This is a genomic window from Stenotrophomonas sp. YJH_SMC_37 (assembly GCF_059370035.1).
Genome location: NZ_JCAFTG010000002.1, coordinates 60,557 through 73,585, shown reverse-complemented (window position 1 = coordinate 73,585; position 13,029 = coordinate 60,557). Strand labels below are relative to the sequence as shown.

Below are 13,029 nucleotides of genomic sequence, written 5' to 3'. Positions count from 1 at the left end.
TCAGGCCCGCGCCAACAGGCGCACGGCACGCGGTTCGGCCACCACCACCAGCAGGCGCTCCAGCGCCAGCCAGGCATCACCCTCGGCGCGGCCCTTGGCGATGCGGTCAACCAGCCCGGCTTCGGCCACGAAGCGTTCCCAACGCTTGCTTTCCGGATGCCGCTGCAGCGCGCGCTTGTACGGGGCCTGCCGCGATTCCCAGATACCGCGCGATTTCATTTCAGCCGCCAGGTTGCCGCCACGGGCCTGCACCCGGGCCAGGCCAGCGCCCGCCAGCAGCTCGCGGATCACCATCGGCATCAGCGCAGCCACCGCCTCGCCCTCGCCGCGCAGTCCGGCCAGCATGCGCAGCACCGCCGGCGGTTGGCCGGAAAAGGCCGCTTCCACCAGCCGGAACACGTCATAGCGGGCGGCATCGGCCACCAGCGACTCCATGCGCTCCACGTCCAGCGGCTGGCCATCGGCCAGCAACGCCAGCTTGTCGATTTCCTGGGCAGCAGCCAGCAGATTGCCTTCCACCCGCTCGGCCAGGCGCTGCACGGCGGCAGGATCGGCACGCAGTCCCTTGCCACGCAGGCGGCGCTCGATCCAGTCCGGCAATTCATGCGGCTTGACCGCCCAGGCCACCGACAGCACGCCGATGCGGTTGATCGCTTCGGCCCACTTGCCCTGGTGGGCCTTGCTCCATTCACTTGCGGTGATCATCAGCACCACGTCCGGCGCCGGGTTGGCACAGAACTGGCTGATCACTTCGGCCCCGTCCTTGCCAGGCTTGCCGCTGGGCAGGCGCACCTCAACCAGGCGGCGGGCACTGAACAGGCTGGGCGCGTTGAAGCTGGCGTCGAGCTGGTTCCAGTCGAAATCACGGCCATCGGCGTCGAACACTTCACGTTCGCCGATGCCGGCGGCGCGTGCGCGTGCGCGGATGGCGTCAGCTGCCTCCAGCACACGCAGGGTTTCCGGGCCGGCAATCAGGTAGACCGGCGCCAGCGCGGTATCAGCGCCCTGGCTGGCCAGCTGCTCCGGACGCAGTTCCATGGCCGCGGCTCAGTGCTTGGCTGCGGGGACCGGCTCGGCCGGTACCGCGCCTTCAATCGGCTTGGCTTTCGGCGCCGACAGGCTGCCGCCCTTCTCGAGCTCGGCACGCACCACGCTGTCGATGCGGCGGATGATCGAGGCGGACATTTCCCGGCGCAGCTCGTTGGCCAGGATCTCGCGTTCGGTGGTGGTACCGGTGGCGTCGGTCGGTGGCGACACGTAGTCACGCGAGAGCTCGATCACCTGCTGCGGCACCAGTTCGCTGCCATCCTCGCGACGGAAGATGAAGATCACCGCATAGCGCAGGCTGTACTCCTGGGCGCGGCCCTGCGAGTCGATGGCGATCGGCAGGTCGCCCCAGCGCTCGGACAGCACCTGCAACTGGGTACTGGGTTCGTTGCTGTCCTCATCAGCCAGCCTGGCACCGGAAGCCAGCAGGCTGCGGTTGAGCAGCTTGACCAGTTCACTGTACGGGGCGGTGGATACCACCTTCACCGGGGCGGTGTCGGTGGGCAGCATCAGCTTGTTGCGCAGATGGAAGCCGCAGCCGGCAAGGCCGAGGACAAGAACGAGGGCAAGCAGGATTCGGGTCATGGAGACAGTCTGGCGGAGCCGGGCGATCACGGCAACACACAGCCTGCCCGAAGCCGCGTGAATGCAGGGCCATCAGACGCCTGGCCCTGCACCGGAATGGCACCGGCCACCTCGCGGGCGCCGGTGCGGATACATCAGGCGGCGACGATGTTCACGATCTTGCCCGGCACGATGATGATCTTGCGCACCGTCAGGCCTTCCAGGAACTTGGCCGCGTTGGGCTCGGCCAGCGCCAGTGCCTCTACCTGCTCGCGCGCGGCGTCGGCCGCCACGTCGATGGTGCCACGCAGCTTGCCGTTGACCTGCACCGCCAGGGTCAGCGCGTCGCGCACCAGCGCACTGGCATCGGCCTGCGGGAACGGTTGGTCTTCCAGAAGCGTCTCCGCGTGACCCAGCACCTGCCACAGGGCGTGGCTGGCATGCGGGGTGATCGGGTTCAGCAGCAGCACGATGGCCTGCAACGCTTCCTGGCGCACCGCACGGCCCTGCTCACTGCCGTCCTCGAACTTGGCCAGTGCGTTCATCAACTCCATCACCGCAGCGATCGCGGTGTTGAAGCTGTGGCGGCGGCCGTAGTCGTCACCGACCTTGCCGATGGTTTCGTGGGTCTTGCGGCGCAGCGCCTTCTGGTTGGCGTCCAGTGCTGCAACATCCAGCGCCGGGGCGGCGCCGTCGGCGGCATGCTTCTGCACCTGGGCCCAGAGGCGGCGCAGGAAGCGGGCCATCCCGTCCACGCCGGCCTCGTTCCACTCCAGCGACTGCTCCGGCGGCGCGGCGAACATCGAGAACAGGCGCACGGTGTCGGCGCCGTACTTGCCGACCATCGCCTGCGGGTCCACGCCGTTGTTCTTCGACTTGGACATCTTCTCGGTGCCACCGACCACCACCGGCTGGCCGTCGGCGATCAGGGTGGCGCCGGTGATGCGGCCGCGCTCGTCGCGCTGCACTTCCACATCGGCCGGATTGATCCAGTCCTTCGAGCCGTCCGGGTTCGGGCGGTAATAGGTTTCGGCGATCACCATGCCCTGGCACAGCAGGTTGCGCGCCGGTTCGTTGCTGTCCACCATCCGCGCGTCGCGCAGCAGCTTGTGGTAGAAGCGGAAATACATCAGGTGCAGGATCGCGTGCTCGATGCCACCGATGTACTGGTCCACCGGCAGCCAGTAGTTGCCGCGCTTGTCGACAGCGTCACGGGCACCCGGCGAGGTGTAGCGGGCGTAATACCAGCTCGATTCCATGAAGGTGTCGAAGGTATCGGTCTCGCGCTCGGCCGCACCGCCGCAGTCCGGGCAGGTGGTCTTGCGCCATTCCGGGTCGGTCTTGATCGGCGAACCGGTACCCGAGAACGCCACGTCCTCCGGCAGCACCACCGGCAGTTGTTCTTCCGGCACCGGCACCGCGCCGCACTTGGCGCAGTAGATCACCGGAATCGGGCAGCCCCAGTAGCGCTGGCGGCTCACGCCCCAGTCGCGCAGGCGGTAGTTGACGCGGCGCTGGCCCTGGGCCTTGCGCTCGAAGCGTTCGGCCAGCGCTTCGAACGCGCCCTGGAAGTCCAGGCCGTCGAATTCGGCCGAGTTGACCAGCTCGAAGGCACGGCTCTTGTCGCTGTACCAGTCCTGCCAACGGCTGCCGTCCCAGGTGCGCTCTTCGTCGGTGCGCGGATCCTTCAGCGCGATGACCTGCTTGATCGGCAGCCCGTACTTGTTGGCCACTTCATTGTCGCGCTGGTCATGGCCCGGCACCGCCATCACCGCGCCGGTGCCGTAGCCCATCAGCACGAAGTTGGCGACCCACACCGGGACCGGCTCGCCGGTCACCGGGTGCAGCGCGCGCAGGCCGGTATCCATGCCGCGCTTTTCCTGGGTTTCCAGCTCGGCTTCGGACACCCCCCCCTGCTTCAGGTCGACCAGCAGCGCGGCCAGTTCCGGATTGTTCTTCGCCGCGTGCAGCGCCAGCGGGTGTTCGGCGGCAATCGACACGAAGGTCACGCCCATCACCGTGTCCGGGCGGGTGGTGAACACACGCAGCGGGTCCAGCGCGCTGCCGTCGACATCGCGCACGTCGAACTGGATCTCCAGGCCTTCGGAACGGCCGATCCAGTTACGCTGCATGGTCTTGACCGATTCCGGCCAGCCGTCCAGCTCGTCCAGGCCATCCAGCAGCTCCTGGGCATAGTCGGTGATGCGCAGGAACCACTGCGGGATCTCGCGCTTCTCGACCAGGGCACCCGAGCGCCAGCCGCGGCCGTCGATGACCTGCTCGTTGGCCAGCACGGTCTGGTCGACCGGGTCCCAGTTCACCACCGCATTGCGGCGATAGGCCAGGCCCTTGCGCATCAGGCGGGTGAACATGCGCTGCTCGTGGACGTAATAGTCCGGGCGGCAGGTGGCGAACTCGCGCGACCAGTCGATGGCGTAGCCCAGCGACTTCAGCTGGCTGCGCATGTGGTCGATGTTCTTGTAGGTCCACGCCGCCGGCGCGGTCTTGTTCTTGATCGCGGCGTTTTCCGCCGGCAGGCCGAACGCGTCCCAGCCCATCGGCTGCAGCACGTTGTGGCCGGTCATGCGCTTGTAGCGGCTGATCACGTCGCCAATCGTGTAATTGCGCACGTGGCCCATGTGCAGCGCACCGGACGGGTACGGAAGCATCGACAGGCAGTAGTACTTCGGCTTGTCCGAAGTCTCGTCGACCTCGAAGGCACGGGTAGCGTCCCAGTATTGCTGGGCGGCGGATTCAACCTGCTGCGGGTCGTAGGCGTTGGTTTCAGCGCTGGTCATGGAACACGCGGATGCGGCGGCAAAGCGGTACAGCGTACCGCAGTGCGGCAAACGTCTCCAATCCTGCCCGCCGGAGGCAGGCGCCGCGACGCCCCGGGAGGCGTCTCAGCGTGGGCGCGACAGCGGCAGGGCCGCCCCCAGCCAGACTGCCCAGCACGCAAACGCCAGCCGTTGTGCCAGCGGCGCCGGCAGTACGCCCTGCAGGGCAAACGCGGCCAGCGCGGCCAGCATGCCGCAGCCCAGCGCCAGTACGCCCAGCGCGCGGCCATGCACCTGGCGCAGACCGGATACGGCCAGCAGCAGGGTTCCGGCGACAAAACCCAGCACCCAGATCATCCAGGCGCTGGCATGCAGTTGGCTGGCCGGCCCGTGCAGGTCATCCACATCCAGCGGCAGCAACCCCATCGCGGCGAAGGCCAACCCGGCCAGCAGCAGCATCTGGCTGCCCACCCGTGGCGCCCAGCCGGCGGTTGCCGGCAGCCCGCGGCGCAGGCACTCGGCCACGATCGCCGCCAGCAGGCCCGGCAGCACGAAGCCCAGCAGATTGAAGGCCAGCGCATGCGGCACCCCCTGCGCGCCCAGCAGTGCCACCGGATGACGGGCTTGTGCGTAGCCGTCCAGGCCGGCGCCGAAACCGATCACCGCCAGTACAAACAGCAGCGCGGCGACCAGGCCAGGCAGGCGCAGCAACGGTGACAGGGACGACATGCAGACTCCGGAAAGTACGGCGAGAGGAAGACTGCATTGTCAGGCATTTACCACAACCCGGGTTGAGACCGGCATCGATCGTCACCATAGAATCGGACTCCAGACGCCAAACGATGCCTCCCCCATGACCGAGACGACCTACGTATTCGACGCCACCACTGCGACCTTCGAGGCCGAAGTCCTGCAGAAGTCGCTGCAGACGCCGGTGCTGGTCGACTTCTGGGCCACCTGGTGCGGGCCGTGCAAGACGCTGGGCCCAATGCTGGAAAAACTGGCCGCCGAGTACAACGGCGCCTTCGAACTGGCCAAGGTCGATGTCGACAAGGAACAGCAGATCGCAGCGGCCTTCCAGATCCGCTCGGTGCCGACCGTGTTCCTGGTCAAGGGCGGCCAGCTGGTGGACGGCTTCCCGGGCGCGATTCCGGAAGGCCAGCTGCGTGAGTTCCTGGCCCAGCACGGCATCGTGCCGGCCGATGTCGGCGACGCCGCGCCCGAAGATGACGCCCCGCTGGACCCGCAGGCGCAGGTCGATGTGCTGCGTGCCCAGATCGCCGCCGAGCCGGACAAGGACGAACTGAAGCTCGACCTGGCCCTGGCCCTGCTGCAGATCGGTGGCGTGGACGAAGCCGGCACCCTGATCGACGGCCTGCCCGCCAATCTGGCCACCGACGACCGCGCCGTGCGTGCCCGCGCCCGCCTGGCCTTCGCCGCCGCGCTGAAGGATGCCCCGGCCGCTGAAGTGCTGGACGCCCGCATCGCCGCCGATGGCAAGGACCTCAAGGCCCGCCATCTGCGCGGCGTGCAACTGTTGCTCGGGGGCCATGACGAAGCTGCGTTGGCCCAGTTCCTGGAAATGCTGCGGATCGACCGCACGTTCGAGGAAGGGCTGCCGCGCAAGGCCCTGATCGACGCCTTCAATGTGATCTCCGACGAGGACCTGGTCGGCCAGTACCGTCGCCGGATGGCCTCGCTGCTGTTCTGAACGGGAGCCGTCCTCGTTCAGAATCCCTGCACTGAACGCGGGCAATAATGCACTGGATGGCGGCCGTGCGGCCGCCACGATCCGTTCGGGGGGATGAGGTCGGGGCCATGGGGTCTTGCAGCTGCGCCCCCGCATTGCCGGGATTGCAAACTGTGACCTTCGTCCGCTCGCTGTCGTTCGCCATGCGCTTCCAGGGCGCGCTGCTCTGCGCTCTTCTCTTCCTGCCGGCCATTGCCGCGGCCCAGGACTGGAACTATCGGGTCCGTCCCGGCGATACCCTGTGGGACCTGGGTGGCCTGTATCTCAAGCCCTCGGTACGCTGGCAGCAGCTGCAACAGCACAACCGCATCGACAACCCCTACCAGCTGCCGCCGGGGCAGCTGCTGCGCTTCCCGATCAGCTGGCTGCGCATCGAACCAGCCCCCGCCCGCGTGCTGTCGGTAAGGGGCAAGGTCGAACTGTCCGGCGCCGATGGCAGCGCCACGCGCGCGCTACTGGCCGGGGAACAGCTTCGCATCGGTGACACGGTGCAGACCGAGGGCGACTCCAGCGTCACGCTTGAATTCGCCGACGCTTCCCGCCTGCAGCTGCGCGAGCATTCCCGGCTGCGCCTGGACCAGCTCAGCCGTTACGGCCACACCGGCATGGTCGATACCCGCGTGCGCCTCCAGCAGGGCCGCGCCAGCAACCGGGTGACGCCTGCCCGTGGCCCCGCCTCGCGCTACATCATCGATGCACCTACGGCGACCAGCAGCGTACGCGGTACCGTATTCCGGGTCAGCGCCGGTGACGCCGGCCACGTGGCTGCCACCGAAGTGCTGCAGGGCAAGGTGCAGGTCGGCAACATCCACGGCAAGCGCCTGGTCCAGCCTGGACAGGCCAGCCTCAGCAGCAGCGCCGATACGGCGCCGGATGCTGTCTCCGCGCTTCTTCCAGCACCGCAGCTGCGCAGCGACGGCATGCGCCTGGCGCCCTTGCCGGCCCTCCTCGCCTGGGACCCCGTCGACGGCGCCGCCCGCTACCGCGTTGAAGTGGTGCTGTCGGCAACGCCGGAAATCCTGCTGTTTGCCGCCACCACCACCGATACCCGGCTGGCGATCGGCGACCTGCCCCCCGGCCAGTTGCGCATCCTGTTGCGCGCCGTGGATGCGCAGGGTGTGGAAGGCCTCGACGCCAGCGCCGATTTCGAACTCGGCGACCAGCCCCCGCCGCCACTGACGGTGGCCCCGCTGCACGGGCAGACCATCAACAGCGACCGACCGCGCTTCCGTTGGAGCCAAGCGCCCGGTGCGCGCAGCAGCGTGCTGCAGATTGCCGCCGAGCCGAACTTCGAGCAACCGCTGCAGGAACAAAGCACCCCGGTCACCGACCTGCGCCTGGCGCAGCCGCTGCCGCCCGGCCAGTACTTCTGGCGGGTGGCCTCGCGCGATGGCAACGGCCACCAGGGCCGCTATGGCCAGGCCCTGCCCTTGCAACTGAGCAATGAACCGGTCGACCCGGCCCTGCAGCCGCCCGAGGCCACGCGTGGCGAACTGACCCTCCGCTGGCAGGCCGGCAGCGAAGGCCAGCGGTACCGGGTGCAGGTGGACCGTCGAGGCGACTTCCGGGCACCCCTGGTCGACCAGACCGTAAGCGAGCCGCAGGTCAGCTTCAAGCAGCCGTGGAGCGGCACCCTGCATGTGCGCGTGCAGTACATCGACGACGACGGGCATGCGGGCGAGTACTCGCCGGCCCAGCAGATCAAGCTGCCTTGCCGTCTGTGCTACGGCGCTGGTGGCGGCGCCCTGCTGCTGTTGCTGTTGTTATGAGGCGCTCGCCGCTGCCGTGGTCGAAGCGGATTCTGCTGGCACTGCTGGCCGGCGTGCTGACGGTGATCGCCAGCCACGGCCAGTGGCTGTGGCGCCAGGACGAAGCCGCCTATGACGCCATGGTTGGGAATTGGGAGTACCGCCCCGACCCCAGCGTGCTGATCGTGGCCATCGACGAGGGCAGCCTGCAGCGCATCGGCCAATGGCCCTGGCCCCGTTCGGTCCATGCGCGCCTGCTGGACCGGCTGACCGACGCCGGTGCCGAGCGCATCGCACTGGACCTGATGCTGTCTGAGCCGGATCGACGCGACAGCCAGCAGGACGATGAACTGGCCACAGCGATCCGCCGCAGTGGCCGGGTGGTGCTGCCAGTGCTGGCGGCGCCGGCCGCCGGCGACCGCATGGCCGAGGAAATGCTGCCGATTCCGCAGATCGCGAGCAGTGCTGCGGCAATCGGCCATACCGATGTGGAAGTGGACGGCGATGGCGTCGCGCGCGGTGTGTATCTGCATGCGGGCATCGGCCAGGCCCATTGGCCGGCGTTGGGCCTGGCGCTGGCCGACCTGCCGCCGGGCACGGTGCACGGCCTGCCCGATCCCGATCCGCAGATCGGTTCGCCCTATCAGTGGCGACGCGACGACTACGTGCGCGTGCGCTATGCGGGGCCGCCCGAGCGCCTGCCGCAGGTGTCCTATGCCGACGTACTTGATGGTCACGTGGACACGGCGATGCTGCATGGCCGCCGCATCGTGGTGGGCATGACGGCCAGCGGCATCGCACCGCGGCTGTTGACCCCGACCACCCGCGAGTACTGGATGAGCGGCAGCGAATACCAGGCCAACATCGCGTCGATGCTGCTGCAGCACAAGCAGATCGATCTGCTGCCACGCCTCTGGCAGCACGCCATCAGCGGCGTGCTGGCCGCGTTGTGCGTGCTCCTGCTCGGCCTGCGCCTGCCATGGCTTGCCGCACTGTGCTCGCTGCCGCTTCCACCGCTGCTGAGCTGGTTGCTGTTGCGTGCCGGTGACCTGTGGTGGGCACCGGCAAGCGCAATGCTGGGCATCCTGCTGGTGTTGCTGTCCTGGGCGATCTGGCGGATCTCGGCCTGGCACCGCCAGGCCAACCGTGATGCGCTGACCGGCCTCGGCAATCGCCTGCGTTTCGAGCAGTCACTGCAGCAGGAATGCGATGCCGCGCGCCGCAGTGGCAGGTCCTTGAGCCTGGCACTGATCGACGTCGACCATTTCAAGCGCCACAACGACCGCCACGGGCATCAGGTCGGCGACCGCGTGCTGCGCGATGTTGCACGGCTGATCGGTGCGCATGCTCGGCGCCCACGCGACATGGCCGCGCGCTACGGTGGCGATGAGTTCGCACTGGTGCTGCCGGATACCCCGGCCGAAGGCGCACGCCAGGTCATCGAGGACCTGATCGCCTGCGTGCGTGCACTGCCGGCCCCCGGTGATGGCAGCGACGGTGCCGTCACCCTCACCATCGGCGTGTTCACCCGCGTGCCTGACGGCACGCTGCAACCGCATCATTTCGTCGAAGGCGCCGACGCCGCGTTGTACCAGGCCAAGGCCAACGGCCGCGACGGGTATGTGATCGACGACAAGACGTGACCCTCGCCGCCGCCGGGGTGCAACATACGCATGCGAATGGCTAGACTGGGCGCCTCGCCCTGCGTCCCCGCACCCGCATGAACGCCCACCTGTTCCGCTTCGGTATCAATCTCTGGCCACCGTTCCTGTTCACCGGCATCCATGTCACCCGCATCACGCCGGACTACCGGCAGATAGATGTCGAGCTGCGCCTGCGGCCATGGAACCGCAACTACGTCGGCACGCACTTTGGCGGCAGCCTGTTCGCGATGACCGATCCATTCTGGATGCTGGGCCTGCTGCACATCCTCGGGCGCGACTACTACGTGTGGGACCGAGCAGGCGCCATCGACTTCCTCAAGCCCGGCCGCGGCACCGTACGCACGTCATTCCGCATCGACGACGCGCTGCTGGATGAACTGCGCACGGAAGCAGCCAGTGGTGAGAAGGTGCTGCGCTGGTTCAGCAACGACGTGGTCGATGAGAGCGGCGAAGTGGTCGCCCAGGTGCGCAAGCAGGTCTACCTGCGGTTGAAGCCACACGCACGCTGAGCGCGCCTCAATCGCGCGCCAACGCAGCCGAAGCTGGCTCCGCCTGCAGCGGTACCGTCAGCCACGGGTTCTCATCAGCGCTGCGCGCTGGAGAGCGCCGCGGCACCTGCAGATGGTGGCCATCGGCGGACAGCTGCGGCGACCGCACCGGCGAGCGGAACTGCGCCGGCAGCCGCTGCAGGGCGTGCACCGGATCGTCCGTCTGCTGCCGCAGCCAACGCTGCGCCCCCAGCAGCCGCACCATCGCCGCGGCATCCTGTGGCCGTGACGAATACGCAGGATAGACGGGCGCGGCAATCTCGGTCAGCACGCACCCCATCACATTGGACAGGCAACCGAAATCCCGCTGCGGCGGCGCTTGTAACGGCAGCGGCCGATCGGCCTCCAGCGCGGCCGTGGCGGCTGCGCCACAGGCCCAGCCAAGATTGCCGGCCACGCGCGCCAACGTGCTGCGCCGGTCAAGCACCAGGACGCCACCAAATTCCCGGGCCGAGGACTCGATCGCCGCCCGGCTCATCGCGTACTCGCCCTGCATAGCACGGCACAGGCTCTGTTCCTCGGCCCGCAACGGCTGCATGGCCTGTTCGCACTCGGCCGGCAGGGGGTGGTCGGCAGGCAGTTCAACCAGCATGTCGGCCAGCAGCTGGGCATTGGCCTGCACCAGGCTGGCACCGATGATGCTCTCGACCAGATAACTGCTGCCGGGCACCAGCCGCCGGCCCAGCTGCAGGCCACGGCAGGCACCACGCAGGGCACCGTCAATGTCACCCTGCACATAGGCCAGCGCGCGTGCACTGGTGGCGTCCATCACTACGCCATAGGCCGGCAACGGGACCAGAATGCCCTCGCCCTTCGGCGGGAACGGCGACGCGAAGTAGTCGGCGTCGGCCAGCTGATCCAGCCGCGCATGCAACTGCTGGTGCCCGGCGTGGGCCTCCACGAAGCGTTGCGGGTCCGCGCGGACCTGGGCGAGACAGCCGCTGGCGGCCGGCCCGCAACTGGCCCCGGGCCGCGAGTGCAGCTCGGCATGGTTGGCTACCAGGTGTGTCCGGCCGCTGCTTCCGCCATGTGCATCGGCTTCCCAGCGCCGTACATCCTCGGCCAGCGCCTGCTCGCGCTGCTGGGCATCCAGATCGTCGAACGGCAGCGTCCACAACAGTGCATATCCATTGCGGCCGCTCACCGGCAGGCGTGCTTCCAGTCGCTGCTGCGCCTGCAGGCGCGATTCGGGCACCGGCCACATGCGCGAGGCGCACCACACCACGATGGCCAGCACCAGCAGGCCTGCCAGGGTCCAGCCCAGTCCGCGCAGAATCTTCAACACAGCTTCCCTTCCATGTGCCGTTGCCGCAGTCGATTCCCCAGCGTAATCGACCGGCCGTGACCGCTACAATGCGCGCATGTCGCTCGAAGCCCCCGCCCTGGTCCCCCGCCCCTCCCTGCAGCGCCTGTTCCTGACCGGCCTGCTGACCCTGCTGCCGATCTGGCTGACCTGGGTCGTGGTCAAGTTCGTGTTCGTGCTGCTGTCGGGTATTTCCAGCCCGCTGGTGGTGCCGCTGTCCGAACAGATCGCAACCAGCTTCCCGCACTATCTGGGCTGGGTCCGCGCCGAGTGGATCCAGGACACCATCGCCCTGCTGGCCACCCTGCTGGTGATCCTGGCGGTGGGCGTGGCCAGCCGCCGCGTGCTCGGCCAGCGCCTGCTGCGCTGGGTCGGCGCGGTCATCAAGCGTATTCCGTTGGCCAGCATCATCTACGACAGCGCCAAGAAGCTGCTGGACATGCTGCAGACCGAACCGGGCAGCACCCAGCGCGTGGTGCTGATCGACTTCCCGCATCGCGACATGAAATCGGTCGGCCTGGTAACCCGCGTGATCAAGGAACACGGCACCGACCGTGAGCTGGCCGCGGTGTATGTACCGACCACGCCGAACCCGACCTCGGGCTATCTGGAAATCGTGCCGGTGGAACTGCTGACCCCGACCGACTGGACCGTCGATCAGGCCATGAGCTTCATCATCTCCGGCGGTGCCGTGGCACCATCCAGCGTGCCGTTCACCCGCGCCGGCGAACGCACTGGCGAACGCACCGAATGACACCGGCGCCGATCGAGCGCCCGCTGCAGGACCGCGCGGTCCTGCTGTTCATCGTGCTGGCCGCGTTCTTCTGCGGCAACGCGGTGCTGGCCGAGCTGATCGGGGTGAAGATCTTCGCGCTGGAAGACACTCTGGGCATCGATCCGCTGAACTGGAACCTGTTTGGCCAGACCGGCTCGCTCAGCTTCACCGCGGGTACCCTGCTGTGGCCGGTGGTGTTCATCATGACGGACACGATCAACGAGTTTTTCGGCAAGCGCGGCGTGCGCTTCATCTCGTGGTTGGCCGTGGTGCTGATCGCCTATGGCTTCCTGTTCGCCTTCGCAGCGATCTCGCTGGCTCCGGCCAGCTGGTGGGTCACCTCGATGGACGGCCACGGCGTGCCGGACTACCAGGCGGCATTCGCCGCGGTGTTCGGCCAGGGCATGTGGACCATCGCCGGTTCGCTGGTGGCCTTCCTGCTCGGCCAGCTGATCGACGTGGCCGTGTTCCATCGCATCCGCCAGGCCACCGGCGAGCGCCACGTGTGGCTGCGTGCGACCGGATCCACCGCGATCTCCCAGGTGGTGGACAGCTTCGTGGTGATCTGGATCGCCTTCGTGCTCGGCCCGCAGCACTGGCCGACGTCGCTGTTCCTGGCCGTCAGCAGCGTCAACTACATCTACAAGATGGGCTTTGCGATCGCATTGATCCCGTTGCTGTACCTGATGCGGCGCGCGATCACCCGCTACCTGGGCGCCGACAGGGCCGCCGCCCTGCGCGCCGCGGCTGCGGCTGACTGAAGCCCCAGCGGCAAAAAGCTGACTGCGCCTTCACGCTGGCCGTACGCGGCCGGATCGTGCAAGCTCCACGGTCTGTGTTCCACGGAAGCTCC

Annotated in this window: 11 protein-coding genes; 6 read left to right on the top strand and 5 right to left on the bottom strand. The window is 68.0% G+C overall.

Annotated features, from left to right (window positions below; translation table 11 throughout):
• The 4 genes from holA to AC5P8J_RS02800 form a co-directional block, all read right to left on the bottom strand.
• Positions 1-1,038: a DNA polymerase III subunit delta gene (gene holA / locus AC5P8J_RS02815; RefSeq protein WP_019662113.1), complete on the bottom strand. Its 1,038-nt coding sequence runs from the start codon at positions 1,036-1,038 to the stop codon at positions 1-3.
• A gap of 9 nt (positions 1,039-1,047) precedes the next feature.
• Complete coding sequence (locus AC5P8J_RS02810) at positions 1,048-1,632, bottom strand: LPS-assembly lipoprotein LptE (RefSeq protein ID WP_019662114.1); 585 nt, start codon at positions 1,630-1,632, stop codon at positions 1,048-1,050.
• A gap of 134 nt (positions 1,633-1,766) precedes the next feature.
• Complete coding sequence (leuS, locus tag AC5P8J_RS02805) at positions 1,767-4,409, bottom strand: leucine--tRNA ligase (protein WP_026347280.1); 2,643 nt, start codon at positions 4,407-4,409, stop codon at positions 1,767-1,769.
• Positions 4,410-4,514: 105 nt separating this feature from the next.
• Positions 4,515-5,117, bottom strand: a complete 603-nt coding sequence (locus AC5P8J_RS02800) for a DUF998 domain-containing protein (RefSeq protein WP_019662116.1) — start codon at positions 5,115-5,117, stop codon at positions 4,515-4,517.
• A gap of 124 nt (positions 5,118-5,241) precedes the next feature.
• Here AC5P8J_RS02800 and trxA point away from each other — a divergent pair, with 124 nt between their 5' ends.
• The 4 genes from trxA (at position 5,242) to AC5P8J_RS02780 (ending at position 10,059) form a co-directional block, all read left to right on the top strand.
• Positions 5,242-6,099 (top strand): thioredoxin, encoded by an 858-nt coding sequence (trxA, locus tag AC5P8J_RS02795; protein ID WP_019662117.1) that lies wholly within the window; start codon positions 5,242-5,244, stop codon positions 6,097-6,099.
• Between the two features lie 107 nt (positions 6,100-6,206).
• Positions 6,207-7,907, top strand: coding sequence for a FecR family protein (locus AC5P8J_RS02790; RefSeq protein WP_111099028.1), 1,701 nt, complete (start codon positions 6,207-6,209; stop codon positions 7,905-7,907).
• On the top strand, positions 7,904-9,529 hold the full coding sequence (locus tag AC5P8J_RS02785) for a CHASE2 domain-containing protein (RefSeq protein ID WP_495216599.1): 1,626 nt from the start codon (positions 7,904-7,906) through the stop codon (positions 9,527-9,529). The genes AC5P8J_RS02790 and AC5P8J_RS02785 overlap by 4 nt, the downstream gene beginning before the upstream one ends.
• Before the next feature lie 77 nt (positions 9,530-9,606).
• Positions 9,607-10,059: a DUF4442 domain-containing protein gene (locus AC5P8J_RS02780; protein ID WP_019662120.1), complete on the top strand. Its 453-nt coding sequence runs from the start codon at positions 9,607-9,609 to the stop codon at positions 10,057-10,059.
• A 7-nt stretch (positions 10,060-10,066) separates the two neighbouring features.
• Here the strand turns inward: AC5P8J_RS02780 and AC5P8J_RS02775 are convergent, their stop codons facing one another.
• A complete protein-coding gene (locus AC5P8J_RS02775) occupies positions 10,067-11,383 on the bottom strand; it encodes a hypothetical protein (protein ID WP_111099027.1) in 1,317 nt (438 codons plus the stop codon).
• 76 nt (positions 11,384-11,459) lie between these two features.
• Between AC5P8J_RS02775 and AC5P8J_RS02770 the strand changes: the two genes are divergently transcribed.
• Complete coding sequence (locus AC5P8J_RS02770) at positions 11,460-12,155, top strand: DUF502 domain-containing protein (protein WP_005414135.1); 696 nt, start codon at positions 11,460-11,462, stop codon at positions 12,153-12,155.
• Positions 12,152-12,937 (top strand): queuosine precursor transporter, encoded by a 786-nt coding sequence (locus AC5P8J_RS02765; RefSeq protein WP_021204314.1) that lies wholly within the window; start codon positions 12,152-12,154, stop codon positions 12,935-12,937. The genes AC5P8J_RS02770 and AC5P8J_RS02765 overlap by 4 nt, the downstream gene beginning before the upstream one ends.
• Positions 12,938-13,029 lie beyond the last annotated feature (92 nt).